The sequence below is a fragment of the Nocardioides sp. P4_G10 genome, assembly GCF_056401175.1.
Window position 1 is genome coordinate 28348 of record NZ_JBFUJV010000008.1, and the last position, 18058, is coordinate 46405.

The 18058-nt window shown below is 73.2% G+C and carries 14 protein-coding genes, 1 tRNA gene and 1 pseudogene; 12 read left to right on the top strand and 4 right to left on the bottom strand.

The features are described from left to right. Positions 1-2: 2 nt before the first annotated feature. The 4 genes from AC1DP1_RS10735 to AC1DP1_RS10750 form a co-directional block, all read right to left on the bottom strand. The gene (locus tag AC1DP1_RS10735) at positions 3-1775 is read right to left on the bottom strand and encodes a SelB domain-containing protein (protein ID WP_477506850.1); all 1773 of its coding nucleotides are present in this window, start codon (positions 1773-1775) and stop codon (positions 3-5) included. Then, a complete protein-coding gene (gene selA, locus AC1DP1_RS10740; protein WP_477506851.1) occupies positions 1775-3115 on the bottom strand; it encodes an L-seryl-tRNA(Sec) selenium transferase in 1341 nt (446 codons plus the stop codon). The genes AC1DP1_RS10735 and selA overlap by 1 nt, the downstream gene beginning before the upstream one ends. A gap of 65 nt (positions 3116-3180) precedes the next feature. Then, positions 3181-3275, bottom strand: a tRNA-Sec gene (locus AC1DP1_RS10745). A gap of 10 nt (positions 3276-3285) precedes the next feature. Beyond that, on the bottom strand, positions 3286-3711 hold the full coding sequence (locus AC1DP1_RS10750; RefSeq protein WP_457186346.1) for a rhodanese-like domain-containing protein: 426 nt from the start codon (positions 3709-3711) through the stop codon (positions 3286-3288). A gap of 84 nt (positions 3712-3795) precedes the next feature. Here AC1DP1_RS10750 and selD point away from each other — a divergent pair, with 84 nt between their 5' ends. The 12 genes and pseudogenes from selD (at position 3796) to AC1DP1_RS10810 (ending at position 17958) form a co-directional block, all read left to right on the top strand. Continuing rightward, positions 3796-4818, top strand: coding sequence for a selenide, water dikinase SelD (gene selD, locus AC1DP1_RS10755; protein ID WP_477506852.1), 1023 nt, complete (start codon positions 3796-3798; stop codon positions 4816-4818). Between the two features lie 80 nt (positions 4819-4898). Next, entirely contained in the window at positions 4899-5468 is a 570-nt protein-coding gene (locus tag AC1DP1_RS10760; RefSeq protein ID WP_477506853.1) for a hypothetical protein, read from the top strand. Positions 5469-5480: 12 nt separating this feature from the next. Further along, positions 5481-8270: pseudogene (fdh, locus tag AC1DP1_RS10765) on the top strand (formate dehydrogenase); the annotation flags it as partial. Further along, on the top strand, positions 8267-9178 hold the full coding sequence (locus AC1DP1_RS10770; protein ID WP_477506854.1) for a 4Fe-4S dicluster domain-containing protein: 912 nt from the start codon (positions 8267-8269) through the stop codon (positions 9176-9178). The pseudogene fdh and the gene AC1DP1_RS10770, both read left to right, overlap by 4 nt. Next, on the top strand, positions 9175-10218 hold the full coding sequence (gene nrfD / locus AC1DP1_RS10775) for an NrfD/PsrC family molybdoenzyme membrane anchor subunit (RefSeq protein ID WP_477506855.1): 1044 nt from the start codon (positions 9175-9177) through the stop codon (positions 10216-10218). Before AC1DP1_RS10770 ends, nrfD begins: the two co-directional genes overlap by 4 nt. Positions 10219-10302: 84 nt before the next feature. Beyond that, a complete protein-coding gene (locus AC1DP1_RS10780) occupies positions 10303-10866 on the top strand; it encodes a TetR family transcriptional regulator (RefSeq protein WP_477506856.1) in 564 nt (187 codons plus the stop codon). 36 nt (positions 10867-10902) lie between these two features. Beyond that, positions 10903-12291 carry an MFS transporter gene (locus AC1DP1_RS10785; RefSeq protein ID WP_477506857.1) on the top strand — a complete coding sequence of 463 codons (1389 nt, stop codon included), beginning with the start codon at positions 10903-10905 and terminating at the stop codon, positions 12289-12291. 9 nt (positions 12292-12300) lie between these two features. Continuing rightward, positions 12301-13509 (top strand): M15 family metallopeptidase, encoded by a 1209-nt coding sequence (locus tag AC1DP1_RS10790; RefSeq protein WP_477506858.1) that lies wholly within the window; start codon positions 12301-12303, stop codon positions 13507-13509. A gap of 105 nt (positions 13510-13614) precedes the next feature. Beyond that, positions 13615-14592 carry an NADPH:quinone oxidoreductase family protein gene (locus AC1DP1_RS10795; RefSeq protein WP_477506859.1) on the top strand — a complete coding sequence of 326 codons (978 nt, stop codon included), beginning with the start codon at positions 13615-13617 and terminating at the stop codon, positions 14590-14592. Positions 14593-14622: 30 nt separating this feature from the next. Then, positions 14623-16578 carry a M13 family metallopeptidase gene (locus tag AC1DP1_RS10800; protein ID WP_477506860.1) on the top strand — a complete coding sequence of 652 codons (1956 nt, stop codon included), beginning with the start codon at positions 14623-14625 and terminating at the stop codon, positions 16576-16578. Positions 16579-16648: 70 nt separating this feature from the next. Then, positions 16649-17107 (top strand): universal stress protein, encoded by a 459-nt coding sequence (locus AC1DP1_RS10805; protein ID WP_457186366.1) that lies wholly within the window; start codon positions 16649-16651, stop codon positions 17105-17107. Between the two features lie 50 nt (positions 17108-17157). After that, the gene (locus AC1DP1_RS10810; protein ID WP_457186368.1) at positions 17158-17958 is read left to right on the top strand and encodes a 2-phosphosulfolactate phosphatase; all 801 of its coding nucleotides are present in this window, start codon (positions 17158-17160) and stop codon (positions 17956-17958) included. Positions 17959-18058: the final 100 nt, after the last annotated feature.

Consider the following 18058-nt stretch of genomic DNA (forward strand, 5'->3'; position numbering starts at 1 on the left):
CCTCAGCCCACGACCTCGCGCCGGTCGTCGGCGAGGCGCCGGGTGAGCCCGGCCCGGTCGAGCCGGTCGAGCAGCGGCAGCACCAGCCGGCGCGAGGTGCCGAGGTCCTGACGGGCCGCGCTGGTGGTGAAGGGCTGCTCGAGCAGCGCCAGGCGGGCCGCCGCTGCCTCCGCCGCCCCCGGCAACAGGACGAGTCCCGGGGCGACGCGCCACAGCAGCCCCGCGCGCTCGGCCGCCCCGAGGGCGCGGTCGTCGAGGCCGAGATCGCGGAGCCGGTCGGCGGTGGGAGCGGCGAACGGCGCGGCCTCCAGCTCACGTCGTACGACGTCGACGGCGGCAGCCACGGCCGTCGGGAGGCCCGCCCCGGGCGACCTGACCCGTCCACCGACGACCTGCAGCGGCGCGCGGACCAGCGGCGCGACGAGGTCGGGGCTCGGCAGGCGGAGCCGGTCGGCCAGCACGGTCAGCGGGACGTCGGGGTCGAGTGGATGGGTGCGGGCGTGCTCCTCGACGAGGGGCACCAGTCGCTCCGCCATCGCCCCGACCAGCGCCGGGCTGACCAGCCAGGGTCCGGCCTCGAGGTGGTCGCCGGACGTCACGGGCACACCGATGCGGCGCAACCGGTCGCGGTGCGCGAGCCCACGGCGGGCGAGCTCGTCGGCCAGTCGCGGGGTGCCGTCGGCGCCGGCGAGCTGCGCGGCACGCCGCTCGGCCGCACCCCGTCGACGCAGCCGCGGTGGGTCGGGGTCGAGGACGTCGACGCGCCAGAGCCGGCGGTCGCCCGGGTCCCGCAGCAGCATCCGGTCGCCCACCCGCAGCGGCAGGGCGCGCTCGAGCGTGAGCCTGGCGATGCCGCCGCGCGGGTCGCCGAGCGGGCGGTGCCGGACCGCGACGTCCGCGGCCCCGACGTGCAGCTGCGGGGCGAGCGGAGGACCGGCGTCACCCGTGCCGGGTCCGGGACGCAGGCGTACGTCGACCACCTCGGTGTGGTGCCACGCGTCGGGGGTGGTCAGCACCGTCTCGCGCGCGATCCCGTCGACCTCCCCGGTGAGGTTGAGCGCGACGCGGGCGGTGCCGCTCACCGCGTCGGTGTCCTGCCCGAGCGCCTGCAGTCCGCGCACGCGCACCAGCCGGTCGCCGTCGGCGAGGGTGTCGCCGACCCGGACGGTGCCGGCGGGCAGGGTGCCGGTGACCACGGTGCCCGCGCCCCGCACGGTGAAGCGGCGGTCCACCCAGAGGCGTACGTCGGCGTCCGCGTCGGGTGGTGGCAGCGCGGCGAGCACGTCGGCGAGGGCGGCGCGGAGGTCGTCGAGCCCGGCGCCCGTGCGGCCGCTGACGGCGACGACCGGTGCCCCCGCCAGGCTGGTGCGGGCCACCTCGGCCGTCGCCCGAGCCACGGCGGGCCCGGGGTCGGCGAGGTCGCTGCGCGTGACGGCGACGACCCCGTGGCCGACGCCGAGGGCGTCGAGCGCGGCGAGGTGCTCGGCCGCCTGCGGCATCCACGGGTCGTCGGCCGCGACGACCAGCAGGGCCGCCGGCACCGGACCGATGCCCGCGAGCATCGTGGTGAGGAACCGCTCGTGGCCCGGGACGTCGACGAAGGCCACCTGATCGAGCTCGCCCAGGCCGGGCCACGACGTCCAGGCGTAGCCGAGCTCGATCGTCAGCCCGCGCCGCCGCTCCTCCTCGAGCCGGTCGGGGTCGGTGCCGGTGAGGGCGCGGACCAGGGTGGACTTGCCGTGGTCGACGTGACCCGCGGTCGCGACGACGTGCATCAGGCCCGGCCCGCCCCCGCAGCGCGGCGTACGGCGTCGGAGATGGCGTCGTCCTCGACGGGGTCGACCGCCAGCAGGTCGAGCAGCAGCCGGCCGCGCACCGTGCGACCCAGCACCGGCGGATCGCCGTCGCGCAGTGGTGCGGCAAGGCGCTCGGGCAGCGAGACGGCCGCGCTCGCCAGCTCCACGCCGGGTGCGCCGCCGCCGCCGACCGCGCCCGCGGAGTCGACGACCTCGGCCCCGAGGGCCGCGACCAGGTCGGCGGGCCACGCCCCGACGATCGCGCGCGCCCGTGTCCGGAGGTCCTCGACCGACCGACCGAGCGCGGCCCGCACTGGGGGCACCGGGCCCACCAGGGTCGCCTCGAGGGCGGCCAGGGTGAGCTTGTCGACGCGCAGGGCGCGGGCGAAGGGGTCGCGCCTCAGCCGCTCGACGAGGCCGGCCTCGCCGAGCAGCAGGCCGGCCTGCGGACCACCGAGGAGCTTGTCGCCCGAGGCGGTGACGAGGTCGGCGCCGTCGCGGAGGGCGCGCCCGGCGTCGGGCTCGTCGGGGAGGCGCGGGTGCTGCTCGAGCAGCCCGGAGCCGATGTCGACCACGAGCGGGACCCGTCGCCCCGCGTGCTCGAGGCCGGCGAGCTCGCGGGCCGGCACCGAGGAGGTGAAGCCGGTGACGGCGAAGTTGGAGGGGTGGACCTTGAGCACGAACGCGGTCGAGTCGTCGACCGCCGAGTCGTAGTCGGCGAGGTGCACCCGGTTGGTCGTGCCGACCTCGCGGAGCCGGGCGCCCACGGACTCCATCAGCTCGGGGATGCGGAAGCCGTCGCCGATCTCGACCAGTTCGCCGCGGGCGATGACCACGGTGTCGCGCCCGTCGTCGCCGCGCGCCAGCACCCGCGTGACGAGGGCGAGGGCGGCCGCGCCGTTGTTGACGACGTGGACCCCGCCGGCGTCCGGGACGGCGGCGGCCAGGGCGTCCAGCGCGCCGCGGCCCCGTCGTCCGCGCTGCCCGGTCGCGAGGTCCAGCTCGACGTCGGTGGCCCCGGCCGCCGTGCGGACGGCCTCGACGGCGGCGCCGGACAGCGGCGCGCGGCCGAGGTTGGTGTGGACCACCACCCCGGTCGCGTTGACCACCCGCCGGAGCGTGGTGGCCGACGCCGGGAGTGCCGCGACCGCGGCGTCGGCGACCGCAGCCGGGTCGAGCTCGCCGGCCCGGCACCGCTCCAGCGCCGCGGTGACCGCGTGCTTGACGAGGACCGGCCCCAGCCGGGTCGCGGCGGCCTGCAGGCGTACGTCGGCGAGGACGTGGTCGGTGCGGGGCGTGGCCCGGCGCGGATCTGGCACCCACCCTCCTCGTCCGACGCCCCGGCTCACGGGTGGCTCACGACTGGCTCACGACTGCTCACGACTGGCGGAGGCGGACGGGAATCGAACCCGCCCGACCCAGCTGCTGGGTCGCAACGGTTTTGAGGACCGCGTCCGTCACCAGACGAGAACCGCCTCCACGAGCCAGCCTAGTGCGTCGCGACCCGTCTCGCGGTCGCGATCTCGTCCGCCTGCACCTCCGCGACGTACGCCGACCACGCGGTGAAGCCACCCGCCAGGTCGGTCGCCCGGGGCAGGCCCAGCTGCTGCAGGGTGATGGCCGCGAGGCTCGAGCTGTAGCCCTCGTTGCAGACCAGGACGATGTGCCGGTCGGGGTCGTCGGAGACGGCCAGGCGGTACGGGCTGGTCGGGTCGAGGCGCCACTCGAGCACGTTGCGGTCGACGACGAGCGCGCCCGGCAGCTCACCGTCGCGGAGGCGCTGCTGCACCGGCCGCATGTCGACGACCAGTGCCCCGGCTGCCGCGACGGCCGCGAGGTCCGCGGGCTCGACGCGGTCGAGCGCCTGCTGGCACCGGTCCAGCATGCGAGCGATCGCGGAGTTGTCGCTGTACACGTCTCGACACTAGGCGCGCGTCACGCGCGCCGCCACGGGCAACGGGGTGAGACTGGACGCCCGTCGGCTGCCTACATTGGGCGGGTGAGCACCCGCGCGAGCACGACCGACCAGTCGATCCGCCTCACCCAGTACGCCGCCGGCGGCGGGTGCGCGTGCAAGGTGCCGCCCGGTGAGCTCGAACGCGTGCTGAGCGGGCTCGGTCGGGGACGGGCGTCCGGCGACCTGCTGGTCGGTCTCGACCACGGCGACGACGCGGCCGCCGTACGGATCGATCCGGCCCCCGACGGCACCGGCCGGGCCGTGATCGCCACCGCCGACTTCTTCACCCCGGTCGTCGACGACGCCTACGCCTTCGGGCGCATCGCCGCCACCAACGCGATGTCGGACGTGTGGGCGATGGGCGGCACCCCGGTGGTCGCGGTCAACCTGCTCGGCTGGCCGCGCGACCGGATCCCCTTCGACGTGGCGGCCGAGGTGCTGCGCGGCGGCGACGACGCGTGCACCGAGGCGGGGGCGTTCCTCGCCGGCGGGCACAGCATCGACGACCCCGAGCCGAAGTACGGCCTGGCCGTCACCGGCCTCGCCGACCCCGAGAAGCTGCTGCGCAACGACGCGGCGCAGGTCGGGATGCCGCTGACGCTGACCAAGCCGCTCGGCCTCGGCGTGCTCAACAACCGCCACAAGGCGACCGGCGAGTGGTTCGAGGAGGCGGTCGCGGTGATGACCGAGCTCAACCGCGACGCCAGCCGCGCGGCCGTCGACGCCGGGCTCCGCGCGGCGACCGACGTCACCGGCTTCGGCCTGCTCGGCCACCTGATGAAGATGATGCGAGCGAGCGGGACGACGGCCGTGGTCGACGCGGCAGCGGTGCCGTACGTCGCGGGCGCGCGCACCTCGCTGGCCGACGGCTTCGTGCCGGGCGGCAGTCGCCGCAACCTCGACTGGGTGCGCCCGCACCTCGACGCGTCCGTCGACGAGGACGAGCTCGTGCTGCTCGCCGACGCCCAGACCTCCGGCGGCCTGCTGGTGGTCGGCGAGCTGCCCGGCCACCCGGTGGTGGGCGAGGTCGTGGCTGCCGGCGAGCACGCGATCGTCGTCCGCTGACACGCCCACCCCTCGGGCGGTGGACGCACGTCGTGAGGCGTCCGTAGTCTCATCAGCCACACACACGCGGAGGTGACGGCATGGCGGAGTCGAGGTCCCTCCTCCCGTGGCCCGTGCTCCGCCAACTGACGAGTGGTGACCTCCTCGGACGCGGCAAGGCCGTGCGCTCACGCCGCACCGACGAGGTCGAGCCGCGCACCACGACCGCCGACCGCGTCGCCCGCAGCGTGTGCCCCTACTGCGCCGTCGGGTGCGGGCAGAAGATCTTCGTCAAGGACGAGAAGATCGTGCAGATCGAGGGCGACCCCGACAGCCCGGTCAACCGCGGCCGGCTCTGCCCCAAGGGCTCGGCCAGCAAGAACCTCGTCACGAGCAGCCTGCGCGAGACCACGGTCAAGTACCGCCGGCCCCACGGCACCGAGTGGGAGGAGCTCGACCTCACGACCGCCATGGAGATGGTGGCCGACCGGGTCCTGAAGTCGCGGCGCGACGCGTGGCAGGAGCTCGACGAGAAGGACCGGCGGGTGCGCCGCACCATGGGCATCGCCAGCCTGGGTGGAGCGACGCTCGACAACGAGGAGAACTACCTCATCAAGAAGCTCTTCACCGCGATGGGCGCCATCCAGATCGAGAACCAGGCGCGTATTTGACACTCCGCCACCGTCCCCGGTCTGGGGACCAGCTTCGGACGCGGCGGCGCCACCGGCTACACGGCTGACCTCGCCAACGCGGACTGCATCATCATCCAGGGCTCCAACATGGCCGAGGCCCACCCGGTGGGCTTCCAGTGGGTGGTGGAGGCGCAGCAGCGCGGCGCCAAGGTGATCCACGTCGACCCGCGGTTCACCCGCACCAGCGCGGTCGCGGACAARCACGTCCCGATCCGCGTCGGCAGCGACATCGCGTTCCTCGGCGGCATCATCAGCCACGTCCTGGAGAACGGCCTCGACTTCCGCGACTACGTCGTCAACTACACCAACGCCGCGACGCTCGTCAGCGACAGGTTCGAGGACACCGACGACCTCGACGGGCTCTTCAGCGGCTTCGACCCCGACAAGCGCACCTACGACCCCAGCAGCTGGCAGTACGACGTCGAGGACGGCCCGGGCGAGCAGAGCGCGGCGCAGGCCGACGACTCCGAGGAGACCCACGGACAGCGCGAGTCCGCGGCGGGCCTGCAGCACGAGGCCCACGGCATGCAGGTGGAGGGCAAGCCCCGGCGCGACGAGACGCTGCAGCACCCGCGCTGCGTCTACCAGGTGCTGCGTCGCCACTTCGCCCGCTACACGCCCGAGATGGTGGAGCAGACCTGCGGCGTCAGCCAGGCGGACTTCCTCGAGGTGTGCCGGGCGTGGACGGAGAACTCCGGACGCGAGCGCACCACGGCGCTGGTCTACAGCGTGGGCTGGACCCAGCACAGCGTCGGCGTGCAGTACATCCGCACCGGCGCGATCCTGCAGCTCCTGCTCGGCAACATGGGGCGCCCGGGCGGCGGGGTGATGGCGCTGCGCGGCCACGCGAGCATCCAGGGCTCGACCGACATCCCCACCCTGTTCAACATCCTCCCGGGCTACCTGCCGATGCCCAACCCCGACCAGCACCCGACGCTGACCGACTACGTCGACAGCATCCGCCACCCCGGCAGCAAGGGCTTCTGGTCCAAGGCCGACGCCTACACGGTGAGCCTGCTCAAGGCCTACTGGGGCGACGCGGCGACCCCCGACAACGACTTCTGCTTCGACTACCTGCCCAGGATCACCGGCGACCACGGCACCTACCGCACCGTGCTCGACATGATCGACGGCAAGGTCTCCGGCTACTTCCTGCTCGGGCAGAACCCCGCGGTCGGCTCGGCCCACGGCCGGGCCCAGCGGCTCGGCATGGCCAACCTCGACTGGCTCGTCGTGCGCGACCTCTTCGAGATCGAGAGCGCGTCGTTCTGGAAGGACTCGCCCGAGGTCGCGACCGGCGAGATCGTGCCGGAGGAGTGCCGCACGGAGGTGTTCCTCTTCCCGGCGGCGTCCTACGCCGAGAAGGAGGGCACGTTCACCCAGACCCAGCGGATGCTGCAGTGGCGCGAGAAGGCGGTCGACCCGCCGGGCGACTGCCGCTCGGAGCTGTGGTTCTTCTATCACCTGGGCCGGATGGTGCGTGAGCGCCTGGCCGGCTCCACCGACGAGCGCGACCGGCCCGTGCTCGACCTGGCGTGGGACTACCCCGTGCACGACGAGGGCGTGCTCGGCACCGAGGGCGCGCAGGCCTGGGGCGAGCCCAGCGCCGAGGCGGTGCTGAAGGAGATCAACGGCTTCGAGGTCGCGACCGGCCGCCCGCTGTCGTCGTTCGTGGAGATGAAGGCGGACGGCTCGACGGCCGGCGGCTGCTGGATCTACACCGGCGTCTTCGCCGACGGCGTCAACCAGGCCAACCGCCGCAAGTCGCGCCACGACCAGTCGTTCGTCGCGCCCGAGTGGGGCTGGGCGTGGCCGTTGAACCGCCGCATCCTCTACAACCGCGCGTCGGCCGACCCCGACGGCAAGCCGTGGAGCGAGCGCAAGGCCTTCGTCTGGTGGGACCCGGAGAAGGGCGAGGCGGGGGAGTGGACCGGGCAGGACGTCCCCGACTTCGAGAAGACGAAGCCGCCGTCCTACCGGGCTCCCGAGGGGTCCGAGGGCGTCGAGGCCATCGAGGGCGTCGACCCGTTCATCATGCAGGGCGACGGGAAGGGTGCGCTCTACGTGCCGCAGGGCCTCATCGACGGACCCATGCCCACCCACTACGAGCCGGTCGAGTCGCCGTTCCGCAACCCCCTCTACGGGCAGCAGGCCAACCCGACGCGCAAGCAGTACCGCCGCAACGACAACCAACTGAACCCGGCGCCCCCGGAGGAGCACAGCGACGTCTTCCCCTTCGTCTTCACCACCAGCCGGCTCACCGAGCACCACACGGCCGGTGGCATGAGCCGCTACCTCGAGCACCTCGCCGAGCTGCAGCCCGAGATGTTCGTCGAGGTGTCGCCGGCGCTGGCGCAGGAGCGCGGCCTCGAGCACATGGGGTGGTGCCACGTCGTGACCGCCCGCTCGGCCGTCGAGGGCCGCGTGATGGTGACGGAGCGGCTGCGGCCGCTGCGGATCGAGGGTCGTACGGTTCACCAGGTGTGGATGCCCTACCACTGGGGCGGCGGTGGCCTCGTCACCGGCGACTCGGCCAACGACCTGTTCGGCATCTCGCTCGACCCCAACGTCCTCATCCAGGAGAGCAAGGTCGGCACCTGCGACGTACGTCCGGGGCGGCGGCCCACCGGTGCCGCGCTGCGCGAGCTCGTCACCGACTACGCCCGACGGTCCGGGATCAGGGACGACGTCCACCCCCGGGTCGTCACCGCGTCAGCAGACGCCCAGGCGCGGTCGCTCGCGGCCGCCGAGACCAGCGACGACGACCAGGAGGGCCAGTGATCGGCCGCAACAGTCTCTTCGGGCCGCTCGACCCGGCGCCCGACGCCGGCTACACCGACGCGCCCAAGCGCAAGGGCTTCTTCACCGACACCAGCGTCTGCATCGGCTGCAAGGCCTGCGAGGTGGCGTGCAAGGAGTGGAACGACGTCCCGGAGAACCTCTTCGAGATGCTCGGCACGTCCTACGACAACAGCCACTCGCTCAACGCCAACCAGTGGCGCCACGTCGCGTTCATCGAGAAGCCCGCGTCGAAGCCCGCCGTCGACCTGGGGATGCCCTCGGTCGGCGCGCCGGTGAGCGACGTGCACGAGGACGACAAGCCCGACTTCCAGTGGCTGATGTCGTCCGACGTGTGCAAGCACTGCACGCACGCCGCCTGCCTCGACGTGTGCCCGACGGGGTCGCTCTTCCGCAGCGAGTTCGGCACCGTCGTGGTGCAGGACGACATCTGCAACGGGTGCGGCTACTGCGTCGCCGCCTGCCCCTACGGCGTGATCGACCGCCGCCGCGGGCCCGAGGGCGACCCCAAGGTGGGCATCGCGCAGAAGTGCACGCTCTGCTACGACCGGCTCACCGACGGCCAGCGGCCCGCCTGCGCGGCGGCGTGCCCGACCGAGTCCATCCTGTACGGCGACGTCGAGGAGCTGCGCGAGCGCGCCAACGCGCGGGTGGAGCTGCTCCACGAGCGCGGTGTGATGGACGCCCGGCTCTACGGCAACGACCCGGAGGACGGTGTCGGCGGCACCGGGGCGATGTTCCTGCTGCTCGACGAGCCGGAGGTCTACGGCCTGCCGCCCGACCCCGTCGTGACGACCAAGGACCTGCCCCGGATGTTCACCCGGGCCGGGATGGCGGGCACCGCGCTGCTGGTCGGCGCGGCCCTGTCCTTCGTGAGGAGGCGACCGTGAGCGAGTCGACGGACCGCCACGGCTCCGGAGCCGAGGTCCAGCACGGCGGCAGCCCCGGCCGCTCGCGGGGCAGCTCGCGCGGCGGCGACCGGGTGATGGTGCCCGAGGCCGACTTCACCTCCTACTACGGCCGGCCGATCGTCAAGGCCGCCCCGTGGGAGCGCGACATCGCCTACTACCTCTTCACCGGCGGCGTCGCCGCCGGCTCCTCGCTCCTCGCGGGCGGGGCCGACCTGACCGACCGACCCGGGCTGCGACGTGCGGGCCGGATCGGCTCGCTCATCGCGCTGCTGCTCAGCGTCGTCGCCCTGGTGCACGACCTCGGCAAGCCCAGCCGGTTCCTCAACATGCTGCGCGTGGTCAAGCTGACCTCGCCGATGTCGGTCGGCACCTGGATCCTGTCCCTGCACGCACCCTTCGCCGGCCTGGCGTCCGCGGCCGAGCTGGTGGGGATGCTGCCCACCCGCTGGCACCGCGGGCCGGTGCGCCTGTTGCTGCGCGTCGGACGTCCGGCCGGCCTGATCGGGGCCGTGACGGCCCCGCCGGTGGCGGCGTACACCGCGGTGCTGCTCTCCGACACCGCCACCCCGGCGTGGCACTCGGCCTACGAGGAGCTCCCCTTCGTCTTCTGCGGATCCGCCGCTGCGGCGTCGGGCGGGTGGGCGATGGCCACGGCGCCCGTCGCCGAGGCCGGACCGGCCCGCGCCTTCGCCGTGGGCGGTGCCGCCGTCGAGCTGGTGATGGCCCACCGGATGGAGTCCTCGATGGGCCTGTCCGCCGAGCTGCTGCACACCGGGAAGGCCGGCACGCTGATGCGCGCCAGCAAGGTGCTGACCGCGGCCGGTGCCGCCGGCGCCATTCTCGGCGGCCGCAGCCGGCTGCTCTCCGTCGTCTCGGGCACCGCGCTGATGGCCGGCTCGCTCTGCACCCGCCTGGGCGTCTACGAGGCCGGGATGGCCTCGGCCAGGGACCCGAAGTACACGGTGGTGCCGCAGCGCGAGCGGGTCGAGCGCGGCGAACAGGTGCGCTACCAGGGCTGAACCGCAGGTCGTCCCGGGCAGGCGGCCGCCAGGATGTCGGCCGGGCCGGGACGGCGACCACACCTGACCTGCGAGACTTCCGGCATGCCGACCACGACCCGCGAGCGCATCGTCGCCGCGGCCGTGGAGATGACCACCTCGTCGGGCTGGGCGGCGGTGACGATGGGCCGGCTCGCCGACGCGGCCCGGGTGAGCCGGCAGACCGTCTACAACGAGGTCGGCTCCAAGCCGGCGCTGGCCGAGACGATGATCCTCGAGGAGCTGACGCGGTTCCTGCAGGTCGTCGAGCAGGCCTTCGACGCCGAGCCCGACGACCTCACCCGCGCCATCGAGCGCGCGGTCACCGACGTGCTGACCTACGCCAGCGCCAACAAGCTGCTGCACGCCGTCGTCAGCGCGACCCACGGCGCCGACACCGAGCTGCTGCCCCTGCTGACGACCAACGCCGGCTCGCTGCTCGGCGCGGCCAAGGAGGTCATCACCGCACGCGTGACGCCGTACGCCCCCGGGATCGATGCCGAGCGCCTCGACCCGGCCATCGACATGGTCGTGCGCGTCGTGCTGAGCCACGTCATGCAGCCGTCCGGATCGCCCGAGCGCACGGGCGCCGACATCGCCTGGCTGGCCGGTCAGGTCCTGCGCGGCTGAGCGCTCCGCGACGTCGCCGAGCCCTAGGGTGGGCGCGTGAGCGGAGTCGTCTGGGGTACGCCGACCGCGCGGGGGATCGTGGCTGCGGCCACCCTCGGATCGGGGCTGACGCTGCTCGACGGCACGGTGGTCAACGTGGCGCTGCGGTCGATCGGCGCCGACCTCGACGCGTCGCTGGCGCAGCTGCAGTGGATCACCAACGGCTACTTCCTCTCGATGGCCTCGCTGATCCTGATCGGGGGGTCGCTCGGCGACCGGCTCGGCCGGCGGCGGGTCTTCGTCATCGGCACGATCTGGTTCGCGCTGGCGTCCCTGATGTGCGGCGTGGCGCCGAACGCCGAGGTGCTGATCGCGGCCCGGGTGCTGCAGGGCATCGGCGGCGCGCTCCTCACGCCCGGCAGCCTGGCGATGATCCAGGGAGCGTTCCGCTCGGAGGACCGGAGCCGGGCCATCGGCGCCTGGTCGGGCCTCGGCGGCATCGCCGCGGCGCTCGGACCGTTGGTCGGCGGGCTGCTCGTCGACCACGCGTCCTGGCGCTGGATCTTCCTGATCAACCTCCCGCTCGCGGTCCTGACCGTGTGGCTGGCGCACCAGTGGGTACCCGAGACGCGCGACCCCCGCACGCAGGGGCGCTTCGACATCCCCGGGGCGACGCTCGCCTCGCTCTCGCTCGCCTGCCTCACGTGGGCGCTGACCGATGCCGGAGGGCCGGTGACGCTGTGGGCGGCCGGCGGGGCGCTGGTCTCGGCGGTCGCGTTCGTCGTGGTCGAGCGCCGCTCGCGCGGGCCGATGGTGCCGCTCGGCCTCTTCCACGACCGCACCTTCAGCGCGGCCAACCTGATGACGCTGCTCGTCTACGCCGCGCTCGGCGCCATCTTGTTCTTCCTCGTGCTGCAGCTGCAGACCGTCGGTGGCTACAACGCCCTCGAGGCCGGGCTGGCCACCCTGCCGATCACCATCTGCATGCTCCTCCTCGCCTCGCGCGGCGGCGCCCTCGGCGAGCGGATCGGACCGCGGATCCCGATGACGTTCGGTCCGCTGGTGATGGCGGTCGGGACGTTGTGGCTGCTCCGCGTCGGTCCCGACGTCTCGTGGTGGCGCGACGTCGCTCCGGGGCTCACCGTCTTCGGGCTCGGCCTCGCGCTCATGGTCGCCCCGCTCACCGCGACCGTCCTGGCCGCCGCACCCGACGAGGAGGCCGGCATCGCCAGCGGCATCAACAACGCCGTCGCCCGCGCCGGCTCCCTGCTCGCGGTCGCGGCGCTGCCCACGGCGGTCGGCCTCGCCGGCGACGACTACCGCGACCCGGCGGCGTTCGACACGGCGTACGCCACCGCGATGATCGCCTGCGCGGCGCTCCTCACCCTGGGCGGGCTGATCTCGTGGTTCACCATCCCCAGCCGCGTCCAGACACCGGTTGCCTAGGGTCGGAGCGTGGGCGTACGACGAGGGGCGGGGGTGGCGGCGACAGCCGTCCTGCTCGTGCTGCTCGCCGCGTGCAGCGAGCCGGCCGCGCGCGAGGAGCCGGACCCGGCGCCGAGCCCGACCGCCACGCCGACCGGCAAGGCCTCGACGGTGCCCGTGGCCGACCCCGCCCACGCGGTCGACCCGCCCGGTGAGCGCGACGGGCGGCTGTGGAGCGCCGACATCCTCGTGCAGTGGGACAAGACGATCGACGACGAGCTGCTCGAGAAGATCGAGGGGCTCGAAGGCGTGGCCCACACCGAGCGCATCGGGCTGGGCCAGGTCAGCCTGGAGAACCGCGTGCTCACCGTCGCCTCGGTCGACCCGGGCCGCTACCGCAACTTCACCCAGGCGCAGGTCGCCGACTTCCAGGAGGCGTGGGACCGCGTCGCCGGCGGCGAGCTGGCCATCGACCGCACCGTGGCCAAGCGGCTGGCCGACAAGGCGGGGATGATCCGGCTCGGGCCCGAGGACGACGCGCCGGAGCTGCACGTGGGTGCGTACACACCGCAGGTCCCGACCATCGACATGGTGGTCAACACCGCGTGGGCCGACGACATCGAGATGGCCACCGACAACGGGCTGCTGATCTCCACCGACCGCAAGACGCCGGCGAGCATCCGCAAGCCGCTCGAGCGGCTGGTCGGCAAGGACGCGTCGGTGCAGATGCTCGACGTCGCCTCCCGCATCGGCCTCGACCCCGACGCGAAGCTCACCGCCGTCCCGACCGGCGGCACGCTCGGCAGCGTCGTCGGGACCTTCCGCTACCGCGTCCTCGGCGGCGGCCGCATCGCCCCCGACCCGGCGTGGGTGTCGGCCAACATCCGCACCGAGGTGGTGCCGATCCTCGGCAGCGTCACCTGCCACAAGGACCTCTTCCCGCAGCTGCGCGCGGCGCTGCTCGAGGTGCAGCAGCGGGGGCTGGCCGACGCGATCGACCCCGGCCAGTACGCCGGCTGCTACTACCCGCGCTTCATCGCCGACACGACCACGCTCTCCAACCACTCGTTCGGCCTCGCCCTCGACCTCAACACCCGCGGCAACCAGCGCGGCACGGTCGGCGAGATCGACCGCGACGTGGTCGCGGTCTTCAAGACCTGGGGTTTCGCCTGGGGCGGCGACTGGCGCTGGACCGACCCCATGCACTTCGAGCTGGCCGAGGTGAAGCGGGCCGGCTGAGCGGGACTTGTCGGCCGAAGCTCCCGCTTGGGTGCTGATGCTTCGGCCGACAAGCGGGAACTTCCCCGGATATCCGGGGATCGCAGCGATGGCTAGGGTCGGCGCATGCGCGCAGTCCAGGTCGTCACGCTCACCGGTCCGTCCGACGTCGAGGTGCGCGAGGTCGACCCGCCCACCCAGGGCCACAACGACGTCCTGGTCGAGGTGCACAGCGTCGGTGTCGCGTTCCCCGACCTGCTGCTGAGCCGCGGCGAGTACCAGTTCAAGCCCGAGCCGCCCTTCACTCTTGGCGTCGACTTCGCCGGCGTCGTCCTCGACCCGGGCTCCCCGGAGTCGAGCGCGTTCACCGTCGGTCAGCGGGTGGCCGGGGTGAACCTCAGCGGCGGGGCGGCCGAGCAGGTCGCGAACCCGGCGATCTTCACGTTCGCGCTGCCCGACGCGGTGTCGTACGACGAAGGGGCGGCGCTGCCGATGAACTACCTGACCGCCCTCTTCGCGCTCGAGGAGCGCGGGGGCGTGCGCGAGGGCGAGACGGTCCTCGTCCACGGCGCCGCCGGCGGGGTCGGCACCGCCACCCTGCAGGTCGCCAGGGGCCTCGGCGCGCGGACGATCGCGGTGGTCAGCACCGAGGAGAAGGCAGCGTTCGCGCGGGCCGCGGGCGCGGACGAGGCCGTGGTCGGGCCTGACTTCAAGGACGCCGTCAAGGAGCTCACCGGCGGCCGCGGGGTCGACGTCGTCCTCGACGTGGTGGGCGGCGACGCCTTCACCGACTCCCTCCGCTGCCTTGCCGAGCAGGGCCGGATCCTGGTTGTCGGCTTCGCCTCCGGGCAGGGCATCCCGGAGGTCAAGGTCAACCGGCTGCTGCTCGGCAACACCGACGTCCGCGGCGTCGGCTGGGGGGCGTACGCCATGACCCGGCCCGGCTACATGCAGCAGCAGTGGCACCGCCTGGTCCCGATGATCGAGTCGGGTGTCGTGAAGCCGCCGGTCGGCGCGACGTACGACCTGGCCGGCTTCGGCCGGGCGCTGGTCGACATGGACGAGCGACGCACGCTCGGCAAGTCGGTCGTGCACGTGCGCTGAGGCTGGGACCCCAGCGTTAGGGTCGACCGCGTGACGATCCTCGACGCCGCGCGCGACGGCATGAACCCGGACATCCGACCGCAGGACGACCTCTTCGGCCACGTCAACGGTCGCTGGCTCGACGAGACGGAGATCCCGTCCGACAAGTCGAGCTGGGGCGCCTTCATCGCGCTCGCCGACGCCGCCGAGCAGCAGGTGCGCGACATCATCACCGAGCTGGCCAACCGTCCGGGCGACGAGCTCGCCAGCGATGGACAGAGTGACGCGCGCAAGGTCGGCGACCTCTACGCGTCCTTCATGGACACCGAGACCATCCAGGCCTTGGGCCTCGGCCCGGTCCAGGGCCTGCTCGACCGCGCCCACGGCGTCACCGACCTGACCGAGCTGGCCGCCTTCCTCGGCATGTTCGAGCGCATCGGCGGCCCCGGGCTGTTCGGCTCCTACATCACGCCCGACCGCGGCGACGCGTCGAAGAACATCGTCTACCTCGCGCAGGGCGGCCTCGGCCTGCCCGACGAGTCCTACTACCGCGAGGACAAGTTCGCCGAGATCCGCGAGAAGTACCTCGCCTACCTGACGACGCTGCTCACCCTCAGCGAGCACGACGACCCGGCAGGCGCGGCCGCGCGCGTGCTGGCGTACGAGTCCCGGCTGGCCGAGGGTCACTGGGAGGCCGCCGAGACCCGCGACGTCCAGAAGACGACCAACCACCTGAGCCTCGAGGAGCTGCGCGAGCTCTGCCCGGCCTTCGACTGGATCACCTACGTCACCGGCCTCGGCGGCACCGAGGAGACGCTGCGGCGCTCGATCGTCATGCAGCCCGACTTCTTCTCCCACCTGTCGACGGTGCTGGAGGAGACGCCGATCGAGACCTGGCGCGAGATCCTCCACGTCCGCATCGTGCGGAGCTCCGCGCCCTACCTGCCCGACCCGTTCGTCGAGGCCAACTTCGACTTCTACGGCCGCACCCTCAACGGCACCCCGGAGCTGCGCGCCCGCTGGAAGCGCGGCGTCGACTTCGTCGAGGGCGCCATCGGCGAGGCCGTCGGCAAGGTCTACGTCGAGCGGCACTTCCCGCCGACGTCGAAGCAGATGATGGACGAGCTCGTCGCCAACCTGGTCACGGCCTACCGGCGCTCGATCGAGGCGCTCGACTGGATGGGCGAGGACACCAAGCAGAAGGCGTACGACAAGCTCGACCGCTTCTACCCGAAGATCGGCTACCCGACGGAGTTCCGCGACTACTCCTCGCTGACCGTCTCGGCCGACGACCTGATGGGCAACGTCGCGTCGGCCTCGGCGTTCGAGACCGACCGCCAGCTCGAGAAGGTCGGCCAGCCGGTCGACCGCGACGAGTGGCTGATGCTCCCGCAGACCGTCAACGCCTACTACCACCCGGGCACCAACGAGATCTGCTTCCCGGCCGCCATCCTCCAGCCGCCCTTCTTCAGCCCCGACGCGGACGACGCCGAGAACTACGGCGGCATCGGCGCGGTCATCGGCCACGAGATCGGCCACGGCTTCGACGACCAGGGCGCGCAGTACGACGGCGACGGCAACCTCCAGGACTGGTGGACCGCCGACGACAAGGCCGCCTTCGAGGGCAAGTCGCAGGCGCTCATCGCGCAGTACGACGCCTTCGAGCCACGCAACCTGCCGGGCGAGCACGTCAACGGCAGCCTCACCGTCGGCGAGAACATCGGCGACCTCGGCGGGCTGACCATCGCCCACAAGGCCTACGTCATCAGCCAGGGCGGCGAGGCCTCCCTCGACGACCGGCGCACGCTGTTCCTCAACTGGAGCCACGTCTGGCGCACCAAGCGCCGCAAGGAGCAGGAGCTCCAGTACCTCACCATCGACCCGCACAGCCCCGCCGAGTTCCGCGCCAACATCGTGCGCAACCTCGACGAGTTCCACGAGGTCTTCGAGACCCAGCCGGGCGACGGCCTGTGGCTCGAGCCCGAGGGGCGCGTCCGGATCTGGTGACCACGGTGGGGCCGGGTGATCGGGACCTTCGACCCCTGTCGCCCGGCACGCCGGCTTCCTACGATGGAGCATGGTCCGGAAAGAAGCCAACATCACCGGTGGGATCGTCGTCGGGCACGACGGCTCGCGCGCATCGGGCGCCGTCGTACGTCGCGCGGGTGACCTCGCCAAGCGCCTCGGAGTGACGCTCCACGTCATCCGCGTGTGGAACCTCGCGACCGCACCGAGGCCCGACTCGATGGTCGGCGGCTACGTCCCGCCGTTCGCGGAGTTCGAGCAGGCGGTCATCGCCGACCTCAAGGACGACTGCGCGGCGGCCGGGCTGGGTGACGACGTCGAGATCCAGCTGTACGCGCTGCGCGGGCAGGCCACGGAGTGCCTCGTCGCAGCGGCGTCGAAGGCTGAGATGCTCGTGGTCGGCGCCCGGGGCGCCGGCGGGTTCAAGGGTCTCCGCTTCGGCTCGACGGCCACCCAGGTCGTGCGCCACTCACCCGTCCCGGTGCTCGTGGTGCCCAACATCCCGGACTGACCGGCCGCCGTGTTGGGCGAGCGCCCCACCGGGGCTGTTGAATGGCTCGCGTGACGCTGCCCGGGCACGACCAGTCGACCTACCGGCTCCGCATGGAGTGGGGGCCGACCGGCGCCGAGGCGGTGCCGGCGGACTTCGCCGTCGTGGTCGACGTCCTGTCGTTCACGACGACGCTCAGCGTCGCGCTCGAGCGCGGCATCGAGGTCTTCCCGTTCCGCTGGAAGGACTCCCGCGCCGCCGAGCACGCCGTGCGCCACGGCGCGACGCTCGCCGTCGGCCGGTTCGAGGCCCTCTCGCGCGGCGACGCCCGCCACGTCTCCCTCTCGCCTGCCAGCCTCGCGGAGGTCGACGGTGTCGAGCGCCTCGTCCTGCCCTCGCCCAACGGGTCGACCATCGCCTTCGCGCTCGCCGAGTCCGGCGCCCAGGTCGTCGGCGCGTGCCTGCGCAACGCCGGCGCGGTCGCCCGGTGGCTGGGGCCGCGGGTCGCGGACGGCGCCAGCGTGGTCGTCGTACCCGCGGGGGAGCGGTGGCACGACGACACGCTCCGGCCGGCCGTCGAGGACCTCTGGGGCGCCGGAGCGGTCCTTGCCGCACTCGACGCCGAGGCCGAGGCCGGAGCGAGCCCCGAGGCGCGGATGGCGATCGCCGCCTGGCACGCGGCGGTGCTGCCCCACGACCTGCTCCACTGTGCCGGCGGCCGCGAGCTCACCGAGGCCGGCTTCGTGGCCGACGTGGAGATCGCGGCGCAGCGCGACGTCAGCGAGGTCGTGCCGGTGCTGGTGGGGGAGTCGTTCCGCGACGCCGCCTCGCTGCCGCCGGCCGGCGCCCGGCTGCGGCGCGTCGGCGACTGACCGCCGGAAGGAAACTGACCGATCGGTCTGGTGGAGCGGTCCGACCTGTCCCTAGTGTGATCGAGGCCACACTCGGGTGGCTCTTCTCGGACAGGACCGA